Annotated in this window: 16 protein-coding genes; 2 read left to right on the top strand and 14 right to left on the bottom strand. The window is 66.9% G+C overall.

What is annotated here, in order from left to right; all coding sequences use genetic code 11:
• Positions 1–75: 75 nt before the first annotated feature.
• The 11 genes from mdcH to N5D45_RS12005 form a co-directional block, all read right to left on the bottom strand.
• Positions 76–996 carry a malonate decarboxylase subunit epsilon gene (mdcH, locus tag N5D45_RS12055; RefSeq protein ID WP_057502679.1) on the bottom strand — a complete coding sequence of 307 codons (921 nt, stop codon included), beginning with the start codon at positions 994–996 and terminating at the stop codon, positions 76–78.
• The gene (gene mdcB / locus N5D45_RS12050; RefSeq protein WP_057502680.1) at positions 993–1,850 is read right to left on the bottom strand and encodes a triphosphoribosyl-dephospho-CoA synthase MdcB; all 858 of its coding nucleotides are present in this window, start codon (positions 1,848–1,850) and stop codon (positions 993–995) included. Before mdcB ends, mdcH begins: the two co-directional genes overlap by 4 nt.
• Positions 1,847–2,488, bottom strand: coding sequence for a malonate decarboxylase holo-[acyl-carrier-protein] synthase (mdcG, locus tag N5D45_RS12045; protein WP_010483417.1), 642 nt, complete (start codon positions 2,486–2,488; stop codon positions 1,847–1,849). The genes mdcB and mdcG overlap by 4 nt, the downstream gene beginning before the upstream one ends.
• On the bottom strand, positions 2,481–3,185 hold the full coding sequence (gene mdcE, locus N5D45_RS12040; protein WP_057502710.1) for a biotin-independent malonate decarboxylase subunit gamma: 705 nt from the start codon (positions 3,183–3,185) through the stop codon (positions 2,481–2,483). Before mdcE ends, mdcG begins: the two co-directional genes overlap by 8 nt.
• A gap of 2 nt (positions 3,186–3,187) precedes the next feature.
• Positions 3,188–4,096 carry a biotin-independent malonate decarboxylase subunit beta gene (locus N5D45_RS12035; RefSeq protein ID WP_279939022.1) on the bottom strand — a complete coding sequence of 303 codons (909 nt, stop codon included), beginning with the start codon at positions 4,094–4,096 and terminating at the stop codon, positions 3,188–3,190.
• A complete protein-coding gene (mdcC, locus tag N5D45_RS12030; protein WP_279939021.1) occupies positions 4,093–4,413 on the bottom strand; it encodes a malonate decarboxylase acyl carrier protein in 321 nt (106 codons plus the stop codon). The genes N5D45_RS12035 and mdcC overlap by 4 nt, the downstream gene beginning before the upstream one ends.
• Positions 4,414–4,423: 10 nt before the next feature.
• A complete protein-coding gene (gene mdcA, locus N5D45_RS12025; protein WP_279939019.1) occupies positions 4,424–6,067 on the bottom strand; it encodes a malonate decarboxylase subunit alpha in 1,644 nt (547 codons plus the stop codon).
• 190 nt (positions 6,068–6,257) lie between these two features.
• On the bottom strand, positions 6,258–8,450 hold the full coding sequence (locus N5D45_RS12020) for a TonB-dependent siderophore receptor (protein WP_279939018.1): 2,193 nt from the start codon (positions 8,448–8,450) through the stop codon (positions 6,258–6,260).
• A 325-nt stretch (positions 8,451–8,775) separates the two neighbouring features.
• On the bottom strand, positions 8,776–10,464 hold the full coding sequence (mqo, locus tag N5D45_RS12015) for a malate dehydrogenase (quinone) (protein ID WP_279939016.1): 1,689 nt from the start codon (positions 10,462–10,464) through the stop codon (positions 8,776–8,778).
• Between the two features lie 192 nt (positions 10,465–10,656).
• Positions 10,657–11,103: a GNAT family N-acetyltransferase gene (locus tag N5D45_RS12010; RefSeq protein WP_019336987.1), complete on the bottom strand. Its 447-nt coding sequence runs from the start codon at positions 11,101–11,103 to the stop codon at positions 10,657–10,659.
• Between the two features lie 169 nt (positions 11,104–11,272).
• Positions 11,273–12,178 (bottom strand): LysR family transcriptional regulator ArgP, encoded by a 906-nt coding sequence (locus tag N5D45_RS12005; protein ID WP_006424060.1) that lies wholly within the window; start codon positions 12,176–12,178, stop codon positions 11,273–11,275.
• Between the two features lie 138 nt (positions 12,179–12,316).
• Between N5D45_RS12005 and N5D45_RS12000 the strand changes: the two genes are divergently transcribed.
• Positions 12,317–12,952, top strand: coding sequence for a LysE family transporter (locus N5D45_RS12000; RefSeq protein ID WP_005408523.1), 636 nt, complete (start codon positions 12,317–12,319; stop codon positions 12,950–12,952).
• A 167-nt stretch (positions 12,953–13,119) separates the two neighbouring features.
• On the top strand, positions 13,120–15,102 hold the full coding sequence (locus N5D45_RS11995; protein ID WP_279939015.1) for a S9 family peptidase: 1,983 nt from the start codon (positions 13,120–13,122) through the stop codon (positions 15,100–15,102).
• Between the two features lie 57 nt (positions 15,103–15,159).
• Here the strand turns inward: N5D45_RS11995 and N5D45_RS11990 are convergent, their stop codons facing one another.
• The 3 genes from N5D45_RS11990 to N5D45_RS11980 form a co-directional block, all read right to left on the bottom strand.
• Positions 15,160–16,914, bottom strand: a complete 1,755-nt coding sequence (locus tag N5D45_RS11990; RefSeq protein ID WP_019336990.1) for an oligopeptide:H+ symporter — start codon at positions 16,912–16,914, stop codon at positions 15,160–15,162.
• 79 nt (positions 16,915–16,993) lie between these two features.
• Positions 16,994–18,142: a heparan-alpha-glucosaminide N-acetyltransferase domain-containing protein gene (locus N5D45_RS11985; RefSeq protein WP_279939014.1), complete on the bottom strand. Its 1,149-nt coding sequence runs from the start codon at positions 18,140–18,142 to the stop codon at positions 16,994–16,996.
• A 56-nt stretch (positions 18,143–18,198) separates the two neighbouring features.
• Positions 18,199–18,714, bottom strand: coding sequence for a hypothetical protein (locus N5D45_RS11980; protein WP_021203104.1), 516 nt, complete (start codon positions 18,712–18,714; stop codon positions 18,199–18,201).
• Between the last annotated feature and the right edge of the window lie 249 nt (positions 18,715–18,963).

The following is an 18,963-nucleotide window of genomic DNA, read 5'->3' as shown; positions in this document are numbered from 1 at the left end:
CACGTACAGCGCGGATGGAGACCCGCCATCCCGGGGTAAGGCGACGTACTGCGTGTTGCGTACTGCTCGAACCCGTTACTGCAGCCGCTCCAGCGCGCTGCGGACCCAGCCCGCCGCGCCGTCGAGGCTCTGGAATTCCTCCACCGCGCGCACCTCGCAGCACGGATAATCGGACGCGACCATGCGGGCCAAGGCATTGCCCGGGCCCAGCTGCAGGAACACCCGCGCACCGCGCTCGTAGGCCTGGCGCATCACCTGCGCCCACTCGATGGTCTGCGCCAGTTGCAACGACAGCGTGTGGACCGCCGTTGCGCGATCCCGCACCGGACGCGCATCGATGCCGGCCAGCAGCGGCAGGCGTGGGCCCTGCAGCGCCGAGGCATCGAGTGCGGCGGCGAACGCTGCGACAGCAGAGCGGAGCAGCGGCGTATGCGCGGGCACATGCACCGGTAGCGGGCGGATCTCCGCACCCTGCGCGCGAGCGTCATCGGCCAGCGCCTGCAGAGCGGCCTGCGTGCCGCCGACGATGAAGTGATCTCGGCCGTTGGCGATGGCCACATGTGCGCCGTGTGCATCACACAGCGGCTGCAGGGTATGGCGCTCCAGCCCCAGCACGGCCTGCATGCCTGCATCGGCAGGGCTGGCGGCATCCATCAGCCGCGCGCGCTGCGCGGCCAGGCTCAGGCAGGTGCTCGCATCAACGCTGCCGGCAACCACATGCGCCGCCAGTTCACCGATGCTGTAGCCGGCCACCAGCACCGGTGCTGGCACTGCTTCGCGAAGTCCCTGCCAGTGCGCGAGGCTGGCTGCACACAGCAGGGGCTGAGCGAGTGCATTGCCGAAGCGCGATTCGTCAGCGGCCGCCGCGAACACATCGCGTCCAAGCACTGCGCTGGCAGCCTCCAGTACGTTGTGCGCGGCAGGCAGATCGCGCACGCGCTCGAACATCGCGGCGTGCTGCGCACCTTGCCCGGGGCAGAGCAGGGCCAGGCTCATGCGCCCTCCTGCTGCAGCAGGAACCAGCTGCAGGCCAGCAGGTCGGCGCTGCCACCCGGGCTCAGGCGGCGCGCGACGAAGCCCTCGCCGATGTCGTGCAGGTGTGCCTGCCAGCCGGGTACGAAGGTACCGCCGTCCCGCAGAAAACGGCGCGCCTGCCGCTGGGCCCAGCGCAGGCCGTCGGCGCCGCCACGGTGCAGCAGGTTGAGGTCATCCACGCACGCGATCAGCTGCATCAGGGTCTGGCACATCGCGGCCTCGCGTGGCAGGCCGCTGGCCAGTGCGTGGCGCAGGGTAGGCAGTGCCACGTCGCGCAGCAGCGGGTAGCCGGTGGCCGCCTGTTCGCGCACACCTTGCACGCCGTGCCGCGCGCGCGCGCGCTGGCCAGGGCTGTTCGCATCCAGAGGTGCGCCGGCGAGCTCGGCAGCCCAACGGCGCACTTCCTGGCAGACCTGCTCACCCGTGGCGGCATGGCCCAGGTGGGAGCGACAGGCCGCGGCGGCCGCCACCAGCAGGCCGAGACTGAAGACCGCGCCACGGTGGGTATTGATGCCGGCGGTCGCGCGCTGCATCGCGGTTTCGGCGGCGATGCCACACCGGCGCAAGGCGTCGAAGTCCGCCCCGGCTGCACCGAGGTATGCCACGGCGGTGAAATAGTGGCGCAGCGCGAACAGGCTGCGCAGGAACGTGCCGGCGTCCATGTCGTGATGGCTGCCGGTGTCGAAGGGTGTGACCAGTCCGGGCTTGGGCGCCAGCGCCAGCTCCGCATGCAGGCTGGCGACGGCGAGGCGCCCCAGACGCGCGGTGTCCACGGCAGCTGCCGGCCTGACCGCCGGTTGCACGACGGCGTTCATGCGCTCACCCCGGCGGAGGCGAACAATGCCTCGCGTGGTTCCAGTGCGGCACCATCGAGGCGCTTGACCAGTACCTCGCGGCTGCGTCCGGCGTACTCGCGCCAGTTCACGGCGGCGTCGCCGCCCAGGCACAGCTCGCCATCGACCCGCCGGTCGTGTTCGGCTTCCCATGCCTGTAGCCGTGCAGCCAGGGCATCGGCCTGCGCGGTGGTGTCGATCGGCCACAGCAGATCGACGTCCGAGCGCGCGTGCACATAGCGCAGGCCAGTGAGGTGCTGCCACGCGAAGGCACCGATTACGCGCGCCCCAGCGATGTTCTGCAGCACTTCAAGGGGCCGCTGCCAGTCCTGTGGAACGTCGCCTTCCAGCACCGTCTGAAGTGTCGGCGGCGGCGCGGTGCGCAGCACATCGTGTGCTGGTACGCGCAGGGCCAGGCGCAGTTTGCCCTCGACGGGCGGTAGCGGCACGCCCAGACGCAGGCGGGGGTCCGCATCATCGGCGGCACGTCGCGCGACGATGGCCGGCCGGCCCTGCGCAAACCAATCGGCCAAGCGCGACTCATGCGCGGCAATGTCCGCCTGCCAGCCGGCGTGCGCTGACAGCCAGACCAGCGTATGGCGGGGCAGCCGCTCAGGCATCGCCCTGGCTCACGGCAGCAGCCACGCGTGCGGCCAGCATGCGCCCGCCACGTTCGGCTCCGCGCACGGCGCGGCGGTCGCCATCGGCGGGCGTGCGCAGTGCCTGCAGCAGGTGGGCGGCCAGGTTGCCGTTCCAGATCGAGTCCACCGCACCCATCGCTACGTAGTTTTCCACGCCCGGTGCGAACACCGGTGAGGTCTGGCTGAGCGACTGCAGCTTCTCCAGCGGCTGCTTGGTCACCCGTGCCATCGCGCGCAGGTCCATCACCCGCACCTGTGCATCGGGCAGGGCGTGGATGTGGTCGGCCATCAGACCGAATGAGAGGAAGCCGCCACTGACGGATTCACCGTAGACCAGCGTGACCAGTTGCGCACCACGGCGGCGTGCCAGATCGAGCGTCTGCGCGAGATGCGCAAAGTAACCATTGATGCCAAGCAGTTCGTCGCGCCGCGCCAGGCGCTGGCCGGCGGTATCCACCAGCATCACGATCGGCCGCTGAGGATGTACGCGGGTGCTGGCCAGCACCATCCCGGCCAGTGCCAGTGCGTGGTCCACGCCGACTTCGAGTTTGTCGGCGGTACCGATCACGGTCACCTCGCCGTCCTCGGTGGTAGCGCTGCCGGTCAGCACCGAATCGTTCACCGCAATCGCATGCCCCTGCGGGAACAGGGCATCGAGCAGGCTCTGCAGTTGCATGCTCATGGGAGGCTCCGGTCGGCGGTGGCGATGAGGAACTCATCGGTGTCGAGCAGTGGCAGGCGTTCGGGGTGGGGAATGCCCAGCCGCGCCCAGATCTCCAGTCCATCGCGGCAGTCGCCCCAGGCCTGCACGCGTGCCTTCAATGCGGCGTGGCGCGCCTGCAGGGCGCTCAGTGCGGTGTCGGTATCACGGCTGGCAGCGTCGGCCTGCAATGCATCGGCGGCGGCGCGGGCGAAGGCCTCGATGGCGTCGGGCACCAACACCTGTGCCTGGTCGATCAGGTAGCGGTGCTTGCCACCGGTCACGCGCCAGACCAGTGCGCGGTCGCGGGAATCGAACTCTTCCACGCCACGCACGGTCTCGATCACTTCCGGCCCGGACAGCGACAGACGTCCTTCTTCGGACATGATGACCGTGCTGCAGCAGCGGGCCACGATGCCCATGCCGCCGAAGGCGCCGTTACCGCTGCCGATCAGCGCGATCACCGGCACGCCCGCTGCACGCGCGTCCAGGGTGGCGCGCATGATCTCGGAAATGGCGATGAGCCCTGCATTGGCTTCGTGCAGGCGCACGCCGCCGGTGTCGAGCAGGAGCAGCACACCGTCAGGGCGGGTTGCCGCCGCACGGCGCAGCAGCCCGGTCAACTTGGCGCCATGCACCTCGCCCACGCCGCCGCCCATGAATTCACCCTGCTGTGCGGCCAGCAGCACGCGTCTTCCCTGCAGCGTGGCTTCGCCGGCGACGATGCCATCGTCGAAGGCAGCCGGCTGGTCGAGCTGGGCCAGGTGCGGGCTCATCACGCGCCGTGCGGGGCCGAGGAATTCGCGGAACGAACCGGCATCGACCAGGCCGGCGATGCGTTCGCGTGCATCGGCTTCGTAATAGCTGTGGCGTTGCACGTGGCTCATGGCGTGCCTCCGGCCAGCAGGGTTTCCACGGCCTGGTCCAAGCGCAGGCTGACCACGGCCGGCGTCGCGCCGGCATCGTTGATCGAGACGCGCACGTCGCGTAGCGGGTGACGCTGGGCAAAATCGGCGATCACCGCCTGCCAGATGGCGCCGAAGCCCTGTGCGGCGGTGATGATGCGCACCGTCATCGCGCCGTCCTGCGCCGCCGGCTCCAGCAGGATTTCCAGGTTGCCCGAGGCCAGTACGCCGACCAGCACCGCATCGCGCGGAAACTGCACCGCAGTGTGTCCTTCGAATCGATAGTCGAGGGTTTCCATGCTCAGCCCTTTACCAGTTGCGGAAGCGCTTGGGCGGGTCGTACAGTCCGCCGGACCAGCGCACCAGGTCCTTCACCGAACGCGCCGCCAGCAGGTCACGGCTGGCATCGCGCACGGAGATGCCCAGGTCATCGGGACGGCGGATCACGCCGCGGTCGCGCAGGTTTTCCACCATCGCGCGGTCCCGGCCGAGGCCGACGGCGGTATAGCCGGCCACGCCACGGATCGCCTGCTCGCGCTCCTCAGGGGTGCGGCACAGCAGCAGGTTGGCGATGCCTTCCTCGGTCAGCACGTGGCTGACGTCGTCACCATAGATCATCACCGGCGGCAGCGGCATGTCCGCGCGTTCGGCCAGTTCCCACGCATCGAGGCGTTCAACGAAGGCCGGCGCCATGTGCTCGCGGAAGGTCTCCACCATCTGCACCACCAGCTTGCGCCCGCGCGGCATCTCGCCCGGGCGTGCAGCCTGTTGCCCGGCCTTGATCCAGGCATCGCTGGCGTGGCGACGACCTCGCGCATCCGAGCCCATGTTCGGTGCACCGCCAAACCCGGCGATGCGGTCGCGGGTGGCGGTGGAGCTGTTGCCCTGCAGGTCTATCTGCAGTGTGGAACCGATGAACATGTCGCAGGCATACAGGCCGGCGGTCTGTGAGAACGCGCGGTTGGAACGCATCGAGCCATCGGCGCCGGTGAAGAACACATCGCCTCGCGCCGCGATGTATTTCTCCATGCCCAGTTCCGAACCGAATGAGTGCACCGACTTCACGAAGCCCGATTCAATGGCCGGAATCAGCGCCGGATGCGGGTTCAGTGCCCAGTGCTGGCAGATCTTTTCCTTCAGGCCGAGCGATTCGGCGTAGGTGGGGAGCAGCAGTTCGATGGCCGCCGTATCGAAGCCGATGCCATGGTTGAGGCGGTTGACGCCGTACTCGGCGTAGATGCCCTTGATGGCCACCATCGCCATCAACACCTGGATCTCGGAGATCTGCGCCGGGTCGCGGGTGAACAGTGGTTCGATATGGTTCGGCTTCGGTGCCTGCACCACGAAGTTGACCCAGTCAGCGGGAATGTCGACGCGGGGGAGGGTGTCGACGATTTCGTTGACCTGGGCAATGACGATGCCGCCACCGAAGGCGGTGGCTTCGACGATCACCGGCGTGTCTTCGGTGTTCGGTCCGGTGTAGAGGTTGCCGTGGCGGTCTGCGGTCTGCGCGGCGACCAGGGCCACGCGCGGGGTCAGGTCGATGAAGTAGCGGCCGAACAGTTCCAGGTAGGTGTGGATGGCACCGATCTGGATGCGCCCTTCAGCCACCAGGTTGGCCAGCCGCACCGACTGCGGGCCGGAGAACGAGAAGTCCAGTTTCGAAGCGATACCACGCTCGAATACATCCAGGTGCGAGGGCAGGGAGAGCACCGACTGCACCATGTGCAGGTCATGCACCCGTGCCGGGTCGAGGTCGGCCAGGGCCTGGGCGAGGAAGTCGGCCTGCTTCTGGTTGTTGCCCTCCAGGCAGACCTTGTCGCCTGGCTCCAGCAGTGCGTGCAGCAGCTCGCCCACATCGGTGGCGGCGACCTCGCGTCCCCGGGCCCACGGCGCGGCACGTTCCAGGCGGGCCTGGCGGCTGCGTTCCAACGTATCCCAGCTCGGGTTCATCGACCGGCTTCCGATTGGTGTCGGTGTAATTACGGCATAATTATGAAGAGGGGTGCAACCTGCAGTGCAGCAAAAAGAAGGGCCCGCACGAAGGCGGGCCCATTCAGGTAGGCCACGACGGTGGGTCGTGGCGGAGGGCGTGCCGACCAACGGTCGGCACCCACCAGGCACCCACCGGTTTGCGGGTGGCTCAGAACTTCCAGCGCAGGCTGGCCGACACGAAGCGCGGTTCGCCGTAGTTGTTGTAGTCCAGATTCGCCCAGTAGGTCTTGTCCAGTGCGTTGCGCACGCTCAGCGTTGCGGTCCAGCTGTCGCTGATGCGGTAGTTGGCATTGAACTGCACCAGCATGTAGGCCGGCTGGTTCACCGTGACCGTGCCGCCCAGCGGGTAGGCGATGTTGTAGCCCTGCACCTTGCTCTGCCACTGCAGGCCGCCGCCAACGCTCAGGCGTTCCAGCGCGCCGCGCAGCTGCAGCTGGGTGTTGAGCTGCAACAGATCCTTCGGCGGATTGGCGTACAGCAGGTCGGTAGCCGCTCGGGTGACCTTGACGTGGGTGTAGCCGGCATTGACCGTCCAGCCCGGCAGGATCTCGCCGTTGACGTCCATCTCCCAGCCGCGCGCCTTGGTGCCGTTGACGCCGACGTAGGCGGAGGTGCCATCGCTGAGCGAACCTTCCGGCACGCCCATGTCGCGCACTGCGTAGTTGTCCTGCTTGGCCTCGAACACGGCGGCATTGGCGGTCAGGCGGCCATCCAGCCACTGCGTCTTGATGCCCGCCTCCAGGTTCGAGCCCTGCACCGGTGCCAGCAGGTTCTCGTTGCGGTCCTTGAAGTTCTGCGGGTTGAAGATCTCGGTGTAGCTGGCATAGGCGGACACGTTCGGGGTGATGTCGTAGACCAGGCCCACGTACGGGGTGACTTCATCGCTCACCTTGTAGGCGCCGCTGGTGCCGGTATAGGCGCCTGCGGCGTTGTACGAGCGGCTGAGGGTTTCCCAGCGGCTCAGGCGCGCGCCTGCAATCAGCGACAGCGGATCGGCCAGGCGCAGACGGGTGGCCAGATAGACGCCACTCTGCGTGGTCTTGGCCACGCGGCGCGCGCCGGTGCGGCGGTAGGTCACCTCGGAGATGTCGCCGTTCCAGTTGTACACGTTGGGAATGTAGTAGCAGCGCTCGCCGCCGCAGCGTGCCCAGTCGTTCGGGAAGTTCAGTGCAAGCGTGTTGGTGGTGCCTTCCAGGTCCGACCACTGTGCGCCAACGGTGAGGTCGTGCTCGCGGCCGAACAGGTCGAAGCTGCCGGACAGGTAGGCATCGACATTGCGGCGGGTGTCCTTGGAATCACCGGCGGCGGCACGCAGGTAGATGCCCGAGCCGGTCACCGGGTCCGGGTTGCCGGTGCCGTACAGGCGCACGTTCTGCACGTTGCCACGGGTGTAGGCGGTGTTGATCTTCAGCAGCCAGTTGTCACCGAAGCGCTGTTCCAGGTTGGCGAACGCGGTGTTGCTCTCGCGCTTCCAGTAGCTCCACTTCGGCGACAGGTTGGTCGAACGCGGCAGGTGGGCGAAGTTGCCCTGGTTGTCGAAGAACGGCACGGTGCCCCAGGTTGAACCGGTGGGGTTGTTGTCCTGGCTCTGGTAACCGAGGGTGATCGTGGTGCTGTCGGTGACGTCGCCTTCCAGCACCGCCATGCCGGCCATCTTGTTCTCGTCGTAGCGGTCGTAATACAGGCCCCGATCGGTGTAGGCGGCGACCACGCGGCTGCGGAAACGGCCGTCGGCGGTCAGCGGCGCGGTCACGTCTGCCTCCATGCGCCGATAGTCCCAGCTGCCGGCGCTGACCGCGAACGAGGCATCGAACTCCTTGCCCGGGCGCTTGCGCAGCAGGTTGACCGTGGCCGACGGCACGCCGGCGCCACTGAGCAGGCCGTTGGCGCCGCGGATCACTTCGATGCGGTCGTAGAAGGCGGTGTCGTATTCCTGGTTGGTGGAGCCGCTGTAGGTGGGAATGCCATCGACCTGGAAGTCGGTGATGGCAAAGCCACGCGCGTAGTACAGCGGGCGCTGGGTGTCATAGAAGGACACGCTGACGCCGGTGACGTTGCGCATCACATCGTTGATGCTGAACAGTGATTCGTCCTGCAGGCGCTTGAGGCTGATCGCCGTGGCCGACTGCGGGGTTTCCTGCAGGGTGATCGGCAGGCGGGTGGTGCTGGATGGCGGAGCGGACTGCTCGGCACGGACGCTGACCCGGTCCAGGGTCTTGGCATCGGCGGCGCCATCGGCGGCGGCGAACGCGCTGGGCGCGGCCAGCAGGGACAGCGACGAAAGCAGGGCAGCCGGCAGCAGCGCGCGGCGGGGCAGGCGGTTACGCAGGGTCAGGGACATGGTGGGCTCGAGGCTTGGAAGCGGGGAAGGGCGGCAGCAGTCGTCCAGTACCCGGGGCGGCGGCTTCGGGCACATCAGGTCCATCTGGGAGGGGCGCGGTCACTGCGTAGGACGCAAATGTAAATAATTCTTAACGGCATTACAATTCGCGTCATCGTGCATCGGCTTTCCGGCACCAGGCATCGTCTTCTGTAGAGCCGAGCCCATGCTCGGCTGCTTTTTGCTGGAGCCGAGCGTGGGCTCGGCTCTACAGCAGGGAGCCGCCCCAAAAACGAACGGCCACCCAAAGGTGGCCGTCCGTGTGCGTCGAAAGGAAACGGCGGGCTTACAGCGCCTGCAGTTCCTCGTTGGCGTTGCGCTTTTCCTTGACCGGAGCCGGAATTGCGGCCGGTGCAGGTGCTGCCGCGTTGGCATCCACCGGCACTTCCAGGTAGGGAAGGTGCAGGGTCTGGCTGGTCAGCGTGCGGATCTCGTTGACCAGCGCGGCATTGTCGTTGAGCTTGCGCCCGTACGACGGCACGATTTCGCGCAGGCGGGTTTCCCAGCCGGCCTTCATCTGGTCCGGGAAGGCCTTGGCCATCAGGTCCAGCATGATCGGCGGCGAGGTCGACGCACCCGGCGAGGCGCCGAGCAGGGCCGCGAGGGTGTGGTCCTTGTCGGTCACGATCTCGGTACCGAACTGCAGCACCGGGCCCTTCAGCGGATCACGCTTGATGATCTGCACGCGCTGGCCGGCGGTGACCAGCTTCCAGTCACCCGGCTTGGCATTGGGGAAGTACTTGACCAGCTCGGCCTGGCGGTCGGCATCGTTCAGGCGTGCCTGGCCCATCAGGTACTGCACCAGGTCCAGGTTGTCCTTGCCCACTTCCAGCATCGGGCCGACGTTGTTGTGGGTGACCGAGGAATACAGGTCCCACCACGAGCCGTGCTTGAGGAACTTGGTGCTGTACAGCGCGAACGGCCCGAACAGCACCACCGGCTTGCCGTCCAGCTTGCGCGCATCCAGGTGCGGCACCGACATCGGCGGCGAACCGGTCTCGGCCATGCCGTAGGCCTTCACGCCATGGCGCGAGGTCACGTCCTGGCCCTGGAAGGCGAGGAACTGGCCACCGACCGGGAAGCCGGCGTAGTCCTTCGATTCCGGAATGCCGGACATCTGCAGCAGCTTGAGCGCGGCGCCACCGGCACCGATGAACACGAAGCGGGCGTGGGTGGTGGATTCGGTGCCGGCCTTGAGGTCCTTCACCGTCACGTTCCAGCTCTTGTCGGCGTTCTGCCGCAGCGCGCTCACTTCATGGTTCAGATGCAGGCTGAAGTTCGGGCTGCGCTGCAGGCCGGTGGTCAGCTGGCGGGTGATCACGCCGAAGTTGACGTCGGTGCCGAGCGGCATCCAGGTCGCGGCAACCTTCTGCTTCGGGTCACGGCCTTCCATCAGCAGCGGGGCCCACTGCTTGATCTGCGCCGGATCTTCCGAGTACTGCATGCCGTAGAACAGCGGATTCTTCACCAGGGCCTGCTGGCGCTTGTGCAGGTAGGCGATGTTGTCATCGCCCCAGACGAAGCTCATGTGCGGGGTCGGGTTGATGAAGTCGCTGGGCTGGCTCAGCCGGCCTTGCTTGACCTGGTGCGACCAGAACTGGCGCGAGACCTCGAACGATTCGGCGATGCCGACCGCGCGCTTGGTCTCGATGCTGCCGTCGGGCAGTTCCGGGGTGTAGTTCAGTTCGGCGAACGCCGAGTGGCCGGTGCCGGCGTTGTTCCAGCCATCGGAGCTTTCACCGGCGACGCCGTCGAGGCGTTCGTAGACCTGGATGTTCCAGTCCGGCTGCAGTTCCTGCAGGTAGGTGGCCAGGGTGATGCTCATGATGCCGGCGCCGACCAGCACAACGTCAACGGGCTTGTCGTTGCTGGCGGCGGGCACCGAGCGCTGGGTCAGCGGCCAGTACAGGAACAGCGCGGCGGCCAGCAACAGCAGCACGAGCAGGGCGAGCAGGGCCTTGCCAAATTTCTTCATGGGGGCGGGATCGTTGGCGGAGGGGAGGAGGTCAGGATGCGCATGAAGCAGGGAAAGGGCGTGAAGAAACAACGCCTTGCAACATCCTGGCGCGATTCTAACCGGTTCCGGTCCTTTTTTGATGCAACGCAGCATCCGGCCTTTCGCGGCCCGTCACCCATAGCGCCAGGTCATGCCTGGCGACGCCTTCAATCAGACCAGCTCCAGAATCTCGTCTCCGGCGTCGTCGATCTCGCCGGTCGGGCGCCAGCCCAGGCGGCGGTAGAAGCCGTGCGAGCGCGATCGCGGGTCGGCCGAGCAGGCCAGGAACAGCCGCCGGTGGCCGGCATCGCGGGTCAGGCTCACCACGTCCTGCAGCAGTTGGCGGCCGATACCGCGGCCTTCGTAGTCCGGCAGCAGGGCCAGCACCAGCACCTCGCCGCTGTCGCGGTCGGCGAAGCAGTAACCGGCCATGCGCTCGCCCTCCCAGGCGACGCGGCCGATCGAATCGCCTTGGGCGATGCCGGCGGCCCAGCTGTCCTCGGTGATGCCCAGTTCCGCCAGTTGGGCGGCACTGAAGGCGTTCTCGCGGGTGCGCCCGCGCAGGTCGATGCAGGCGGCGGCATCTTCGGGGCGCGCATCGCGGACGAATACAGGCATGCAGGGCATCCTTGCAGTGATCGGCCGACCAGTATCCGCATCACGCATGGACCCCGTGTGGAGGTTGCGTGGAGATTGGATGGAGCAAAAAGGGGACGGAGGGGATTAAGTCGTCTTTGCCCGATATGTCGTTTGGGTCTTGAACGACTTAATCCCCTCCGTCCCCTTTTCAGCGCTTGCGCCGGATCAGCGCGGAGGAGGCATCCAGCACCGCGCGGGTCAGCAGGGCCATGGTCTGCACGTCGCCCTTCCAATGCTGCCAGTACAGCGGCACGTCTTCCCACGCGCGCTGGCGCACGTAGACCAGTCGCCCGGCGTCCAGATGCCGCTTGACCAAGGGCAGGGGGTTCATGGTCCAGCCCATGCCGCCCAGGTTGGCCTGCACGAAGGCGCGGGTGGACGGAATCCACCAGGTCGGCGCGGTGCTGGGCAGGTCGTCGCCCGCCATGCGCCGGGCGAAGCGCGACTGCATTTCGTCCTTGCGGTTGAATACCAGCACCGGGGCCTGCGCCAGCGCCTGCGCGGTTACGCCCTTGGCGAAATGGCGCTCGCGGAACTCGGGGGTACAGGTCGCCGCGTAGCGGATGCTGCCCAGCGCGTGGATCTGGCAGCCCTGCACCGGCTCATCCAGGGTGGTCACCGCGCCCAGCACCGTGCCCTGGCGCAGCAGTTCGACGGTGTGGTCCTGGTCTTCCACGCGCAGGTCCAGCGTGGTGCCGGTGCTCTGCGCGAACTGCGAGGCGGCCTGCGGGAACCAGGTCTCCAGGCTGTCGTGGTTCACCGCCACCGGGATGCTTGCCTGGGGCAGGTCCTCGTCGGCCAGGCCCATACGGTGCAGGGCATCGTGTTCGAGCAGGGCGGTCTGCTCGGCCAGCTGCACCAGCACCTGGCCCTCGGCGGTGGCGGTGGCCGGAGTGCCGCGCTTGACCAGCAGGCGGCCGACCCGGTCCTCCAGCGCCTTGACCCGCTGCGAGATGGCCGAGGGCGTGACATTCAACGACTGTGCGGCGCGGTCGAAGCTGCCTTCGCGGATCACCGCGGCCAGGGCGCGCAGCTGGGCATGGTCGATACGCATCGAATTAAGTTCCGCTAATGTTGGTTTAGGAAGTTTAGCTCGTCTTTTTCATGTTGCGGCGCGACAATGACGCCCGTTCCGGTGCTGTCCGCCTTCGCGAGGCACCGTCCCCCCAAGCAAGTAAAGGCAGTGAATCCCATGTTCTCGGTCATCTCCGCCAGCACCGGCCTCGGTGCCTGGTTCTCTGGTGCAGCTACCGGCATCGGCCTGTTCGCCGTGGTCGGGGCCCAGAGCGCCTTCATTCTGCGCCAGGGCATCCTGCGCAAGCACATCGTGCCGGTGGTTGCCACCTGTGCGGCCATCGATGCGATCTTCATCTTCGCCAGCGTGGCCGGCCTGCGCACGCTCACCTCGGCACTGCCGTGGCTGACCACCGCCGTGCTGTGGACGGGTGTCGCGTTCCTGGCCTGGTACGCAATGAAGTCGGCACGCCGTGCGATCGCCGGTGGCGGTGGCATGGGCGAGGCCGACAGTGACGACGGCAGCCGCCGCGCGGTGCTGATGGCCGCGGTCGGCTTCTCGCTGATCAACCCGCACTTCTGGCTGGACATGATGGTGATCGGTTCGATCGCCGAGAACTTCGGCAACGCCCGCATGGCCTTCGCCGCTGGCGTGGTCACCGCCAGCTGCCTATGGTTGACCGCGCAGGGCCTGGGTGCACGCCTGCTGGCGCCGCTGTTCACCAAGCCCAGTACCTGGCGCGTGCTCGACGGCACCATTGCCGTGATCCTCAGCATCCTGGCCCTCACGTTGGCGGTGCGCGGGGTCCACTGACCCGGCGCACGCCCCCCGAACCCACGTCCTGACTCTCTCTCCAAGGTAGTGGTAACGACGGCACCGGCAACGGTGCCGTCGTTTTTTCTGCCGATGTGGCGCGGCAATCGGTCACGTGCCTGGAATCGTGCATCCGGACAGGGTGTCCGGTTTTCCATGGGGGAAGGATGCGCAGGATTGTGCTGGCTGTACTGTTGGGAGCGGTTGTGGGTGGGGCATCGGCCGCAGCGCTGGACCTGGATCGCTATCTGCGGCAGGAGTCGTTTACCGACATCAAGATTTCGCCGGGGGGCGAGTACATCGCCGCGACGGTTCCGCTGGAGGCGGGAACCGCCTTGGCGATCTATCGCATTGCCGACATGAAGATGGTCGGCAGCTTCCGCCCGCCCCGCAACGATCACGCCCACACCTTCGACTGGGTCAGCAACGAGCGACTGCTGGTGGGCATGGCACAGAAGTTCGGCGTGCTGGACCGGCCGACGCCGACCGGCGAACTGTTCGGTATCAATGCCAACGGCAAGGGCGGCGAGCTGCTGGTGGGTTACCGGGTTGCCGACCAGAGCCTGGGCACCAACATCAAGGTCAAACCGGCAGGCCTGGTGGCCGCGTACCTCAGCGACGAACTCAAGGATGACGATCGCAACGCACTGGTGACGGTGATCCCGCTGGTCGGCAGTTCGCATGCCCAGGTCGAGCGCATGGATGTGATCACCGGTCGCCGCAACGCGGTGGCACGGGCTCCCATCCCCGATGCGGACTTCACGATCGATGAGCAGGGCGAGGTGCGTTTCGCGCGCGCTGTCGTTACCGATGGCACGCAGAAGCTCTACTACCGCACAGGCAGCAACAGCGACTGGATCCTGCTCAACGATGAATCCCTGAGCAAGCGCATCGAGCTGCCCCTCGGCTTCTCGGCCGACGGTCGCCTGGCGTACCTGCAGGTCGAGCAGGCAGACGGACCCGATGCCATTGTCAGCTGGGACCCCCAGAGCAATGAACGACGCACCGTGCTGCGCGATGAGAGCGCCGACCCGGCGCGCATCATCCGGCGCCCCGGCAGCCGCGTGCCGGTCGGGGCACTGTTCCTTGGCAGTACGCCGCGAACGGCATTCTTCGATGACGCCTCGAACGAAGCCCGCCTTTACCGCAGCCTCGAAGCGGGCCTGGGCGGAGCGGCCTACATCACCTCCAGCACGCGCGATGGCAGGACGGTGCTGGTGGAAACCTGGTCAGGCAGCAATCCGGGCGATTTCTATCTCTATGACACGGTTGGCAAGAGTGCACGGCACCTGATCAGCCGCAGCGACTGGATCGACCCCGCGCTGGCGGCGGAGGTGCGTCCGATCAGCCTGAAGGCGCGCGATGGGCGTCCGCTGCATGGCTTCCTTACCGTCCCGCACGGCCGCGAGGCCCGTGCGCTGCCGATGGTGGTGGTGCCGCACGGAGGTCCGATCGGTGTTGCCGACGACGGCGCCTATGACGCCGAGGCGCAGATGCTGGCGGCGGCAGGTTACGCGGTATTGCAGGTGAATTTCCGCGGCTCTTCCGGTTATGGCCGGGCCCACATGCAGGCCGCGCGCAAGCAATGGGGACTGTCGATGCAGGATGACGTCACCGATGCCACGCGCTGGGCGATCGAACAGGGCGTGGCCGACAAGAACCGCATCTGCATCTACGGGGCCAGTTACGGTGCCTATGCGGCCATGATGGGGGCGGTGCGCGAGCCGGGCCTCTACCAGTGCGCGGCAGGCTACGTCGGCATCTACGACCTGCCGTTGATGTACGCCCGTGGAGACATCCAGAGTGATGAGTCAGGCCTGGCCTATCTGCGCAACTGGCTGGGATCGCCCAAGGATCTGGCAGAGCGTTCCCCGGTGAATCTGGCCGCGCAGGTGCGGGTGCCGGTATTCCTGGCCGCGGGAGGGCAGGACCAGCGTGCGCCGATCGTGCACAGTGAACGCATGGAAGCTGCGTTGAAGAAGGCCGGCTCGCCGGTGGAAACCCTGTTCGTCAAGAACGAAGGGCATGGTTTCTATTCTCCTGCCAATCAACGCACGTACTACAGCAGGTTGCTGGCCTTCCTCTCGCGCAGCCTGGGGGGACAGGTGGCCGCGCAGGCCACGCCTGCGGAAAAGAGCAGCGCGCCCTGAACAAGCCGGGGGCGGCGGATGATCGATCCGCCGCCCCGGATTTCGCCTGCAGCGGGCTTACTTGACCCCGTGCATCATCTTCTTCAGCAGCGGCGCGGCAATGAAGGCGGCCAGCGCACAGCCCAGGCCGATCCACATCAGCAGCCAGAACAGGTGCGCATAGGCGCCGGCGGCGGCCACCATGTCCAGCGATTCGCCTTCCGGCACCTCGATCGCGGCCAGCTTGCCGAACAGCGCGGCCAGCGTCTCCGAGAATGCGGTGGCCAGGAACCAGGTGCCCATCATCAGGCTCATCACCCGCGGCACGGCCAACTGGGTGACCGCCGACAGGCCGACCGGCGACAGGCACATCTCGCCACTGGCCAGCAGGAAGTAGGCCAGCACCAGCCACCACACACTGGCCATCTCGCCGGTAGCGCCGACCTGCTGTGCGGCCAGTGCCAGCGGCACGAACGACAGCGCGCCGATCACCAGACCCCAGGCCGATTTGACCGGCTTGCCCGGTTCCCAGCCGCGGCGGTCCATCCACGTCCACAGTGCGGCGAAGGCCGGTGCCAGCAGCACCAGGAACAGGCCGCCCAGGTAGGTCAGCGAGCCTGCGGTCTGCGGGATCACCAGGCAGTCGCGCACCAGCAGCACCAGCATCAGCACGACGATGGCGGCGAAGAACGTGCGCGGCGCAGCCGAACCCGGGCGCCGTTCGGACAGGCGCGCGCTGACCACGAAGCCCAGCGGTGCCAGCAGCAGCGAGATGATCGACCACGGCAGCGGCGTACCGCCGGTGATCACCAGCGAGGGCACGATGTCCTTGGTCAGCAGGCGGTCGGTGAAGGTCACCCACGAGCCGTAGGACTGCTCGTACATCGTGAAGAACACCAGCGCCATGAAGATCAGCACCATCAGCGCGATCATCTGCTGGCGCTGCACCGGCGTGCACTTGCTGCCGGTGAACCAGGCGAACCAGACCAGCACGCCGCCCAGCACCACCAGCATCAGCATCAGCGCCAGGCTGATTTCACCGCCCAGCGCGAATGCGCCATTGCCGGCGGCCCACATCAGCCACGCCACCGGCAGCACACCGAGCACCGCGCACAGATAGATGAGCCATTCGCGCGGCAGGCCCAGCACCTTCTGCTTCAGTGCCGCCGGTTGCGGCGGTTCGGCATGGCCCTGCAGGTACTTCTGGCCCCACAGGAACATCGCCAGGCCGGCCAGCATGCCGATACCGGCTGCTCCGAAACCGTACTTCCAGCCATAGGCCTCGCCGAGGAAGCCGCACACCAGCGAGGAGAACAGCGCGCCGAGGTTGATGCCGGCGTAGAACAGCGAGAAGCCCGAATCGCGGCGCGGATCGTCCTTGGCGTACAGCTTGCCGACGATGGTGGAGATGTTCGGCTTGAGGAAGCCGACGCCCATGATGATCAGTGCCAGCGACAGGTAGGTCACCGCCAGTGCCGAGGTGTCGCGCACCACTTCGCCGTTCACCCGGTACGCGGCGTGGCCTTCGAAGGCCATGCCAAGGTGGCCGAGCACCAGCAGGATACCGCCGAACAGCACCGCCCGGCGCATGCCCAGCCAGCGGTCGGCCAGCATGCCGCCGAATACCGGGATGCAGTACACCAGGCCGCCGTAGGCACCGAGCAGGTCCAGGCCGGCCTTGTCGCCGAACAGGTGGTATTTGGTCAGGTACAGCAGCAGCAGCGCCTTCATGCCGTAGAAGGAGAAGCGCTCCCACATTTCAGTGAAGAAGCAGACGTAGACGCCCTTGGGGTGGCCCAGGAAATCGTCGGAAGCGATAGCGGTGGAATTCATCGCGGAATTATAGGCCTGTGGCCCGATCCGCTTTCAGTGGATCCACGCCATGCGTGGATTGCCGGACTGGTCTGGGCGATCACAGGTACCGCAACCACGCCAGGTCACGCCTTCGCGCCTTGAACCGCGCGAAGGCCCGCGTCGGCGGGTACAGCACCACCGCCAGCGCACAGGCCACCAGCAGCAGGCCGGCCACCGAATCCAGGGCGTACAGGTCACCGTGCGTCGGTCCCCCGATCGCCAGCGCGGCCAGGTACAGCCCCTTCAGCACATACAGGTGCAGCAGGTAGAAGAACATCGGCGCGGCGCCGATATCGGCCAGCGGGCGCAGTGCGCGCGCCAGTGGCGGCCATTCGTACAGGCGCAGCAGCAACAGCCCCACGCCCAGGGTCAACAGCAGGAACTGCAGCGACGGCGGGTACTTGGTGATGTTGAACACGCTCATCCATGTGCGCAGCGTGCTGCTTTGGTACTGCCACGGTGCATCCCCGTACTGGTTGGCGAACCGCAGCAGCGCGAACAGGGCCAGCGCACCGATGCCTGCCCACAGCAGCCATCGCTGGCGCTGCTCTGGCGCGCGCTCGCGACCGAACCACGGCCCCATCAGGTAGCCCAGCGCAATCACCCCGATCCAGGGCAGCAGCGGATAGGACGTGCGCAGGCGCAGCGCACCGGCCTCGATCCAGTCGCGCTGATGCAGCACTTTCCACAGCACCGGCAGCGGCCCGTTGCCTTCCGTCCGCACACCATCCAACACGTTGTGCCCGGCCACCACCGCGACCGCGGCCACCAGCAGGACGGGACGGGGCAGCCACAACAGGCCGGCCAGCGCGATCATGCTCAGGCCGATGGCCCAGATCACCTGCAGGTACAGCGTGTCCGGCGGCAGCTGGAAGGTCCAGGCGAAGTTCACCAGGGTCAGTTCCAGCACGACCAGGAACAGGCCGCGCTTGAGCAGGAAGGCGGACGTGGCCCGGCGCGGATCCGCCTGGCGCTGGCCGTACAGCCAGGCCGAAAGACCGGTCAACAGGACGAACACGGGCGCGCACAGGTGGGCCAGCAGACGGCAGGCGAACAGCGCAGGGGAGACCGTCGCCGCGTCCATCGGGTCGCTCACCTGGTGCTGCAGGAAGAAGGTCTCGCGCACGTGGTCCAGCAACATCAACAGCATCACGGTGCCGCGCAGCTGGTCGATGGAGGCAAGGCGGAGGGAGGGGGAAGAGGCCACGTGGGATGTTCGACCGGCGTGACAGGATATAACATAACGTTCTGCTGCGTAGCCCGTCAGGGTTGGCAGACAGCTGCGCTCCAACCCGTCCGCTTGTCGTACCTGATGGGGATCACCCGAGTCGATCCGTCAGGCGCAGCTTTCAGGCAGAACTTCGCCGTGTAGCCCCTGATTGGGCCATTGGTGGGAGCGTTGAGGTAGACCTCGTACAAGGTTGCAGGAATCAATGGCTGTGGAGAAGTGCGCAGCGTGGCCGAGGCTGGCAGATCGCCGTAGACGATGCACTGGCCCGGTGCCAAAGGCTCTACGGGAGTCAGGTCGTACATGAACGACCATGCCTTCACCGTGTCGTGGTGATACACGATCACCGCTTGCAGGATACGGGGCGATCGGACCCATTCCAGTGCCCGCGGCGGCAGGCCGAAACAAGGTATTCCTTCCCGATCCTCGATCACCGCGGTGCCGAACCCGCTGTAGGCGTTGACGTTGCCTATACCCAGCAGCAGGCACAGCATCGCGCCCGCTGCAACGAGGAGGGCACGCATCATCGTGATCAATGGTGCGTCTGCCATGCGGTCTCCTTGCCGACGTTGTGTTGGTGGCAGTGCACGGTGTTGGATTCCGGGAATCGACTCAAGCAGGTGCTGGGTCGCAAACCCCCTCGCCTGGCGCGCATCGCCCGATGGGCCGGGGGCGTCGGGGGATTGGGGTCAAGGGACCCCCCGCTCCGACGCACCGGTGCCCTGTGCACAACTTGGTCAAACACGACACATCTGAAGGGGCCAGGGGCCTGCTAGGGCGCAGCGCTGGGCGAGGGCTTG

This window comes from Stenotrophomonas sp. GD03819 (assembly GCF_029841665.1).
Classification (GTDB): domain Bacteria; phylum Pseudomonadota; class Gammaproteobacteria; order Xanthomonadales; family Xanthomonadaceae; genus Stenotrophomonas; species Stenotrophomonas geniculata.
This window is presented reverse-complemented; position numbering and strand designations above follow the sequence as displayed.

Excerpts from the sequence above, each read along its gene's own strand:
- mdcH (WP_057502679.1), bottom strand. The coding sequence starts at position 996 with ATGAGCCTGGCCCTGCTCTGCCCCGGGCAAGGTGCGCAGCACGCCGCG.
- mdcB (WP_057502680.1), bottom strand. The coding sequence starts at position 1,850 with ATGAACGCCGTCGTGCAACCGGCGGTCAGGCCGGCAGCTGCCGTGGAC.
- mdcG (WP_010483417.1), bottom strand. The coding sequence starts at position 2,488 with ATGCCTGAGCGGCTGCCCCGCCATACGCTGGTCTGGCTGTCAGCGCAC.
- mdcE (WP_057502710.1), bottom strand. The coding sequence starts at position 3,185 with ATGCAACTGCAGAGCCTGCTCGATGCCCTGTTCCCGCAGGGGCATGCG.
- N5D45_RS12035 (WP_279939022.1), bottom strand. The coding sequence starts at position 4,096 with ATGAGCCACGTGCAACGCCACAGCTATTACGAAGCCGATGCACGCGAA.
- mdcC (WP_279939021.1), bottom strand. The coding sequence starts at position 4,413 with ATGGAAACCCTCGACTATCGATTCGAAGGACACACTGCGGTGCAGTTT.
- mdcA (WP_279939019.1), bottom strand. The coding sequence starts at position 6,067 with ATGAACCCGAGCTGGGATACGTTGGAACGCAGCCGCCAGGCCCGCCTG.
- N5D45_RS12020 (WP_279939018.1), bottom strand. The coding sequence starts at position 8,450 with ATGTCCCTGACCCTGCGTAACCGCCTGCCCCGCCGCGCGCTGCTGCCG.
- mqo (WP_279939016.1), bottom strand. The coding sequence starts at position 10,464 with ATGAAGAAATTTGGCAAGGCCCTGCTCGCCCTGCTCGTGCTGCTGTTG.
- N5D45_RS12010 (WP_019336987.1), bottom strand. The coding sequence starts at position 11,103 with ATGCCTGTATTCGTCCGCGATGCGCGCCCCGAAGATGCCGCCGCCTGC.
- N5D45_RS12005 (WP_006424060.1), bottom strand. The coding sequence starts at position 12,178 with ATGCGTATCGACCATGCCCAGCTGCGCGCCCTGGCCGCGGTGATCCGC.
- N5D45_RS12000 (WP_005408523.1), top strand. The coding sequence starts at position 12,317 with ATGTTCTCGGTCATCTCCGCCAGCACCGGCCTCGGTGCCTGGTTCTCT.
- N5D45_RS11995 (WP_279939015.1), top strand. The coding sequence starts at position 13,120 with ATGCGCAGGATTGTGCTGGCTGTACTGTTGGGAGCGGTTGTGGGTGGG.
- N5D45_RS11990 (WP_019336990.1), bottom strand. The coding sequence starts at position 16,914 with ATGAATTCCACCGCTATCGCTTCCGACGATTTCCTGGGCCACCCCAAG.
- N5D45_RS11980 (WP_021203104.1), bottom strand. The coding sequence starts at position 18,714 with ATGGCAGACGCACCATTGATCACGATGATGCGTGCCCTCCTCGTTGCA.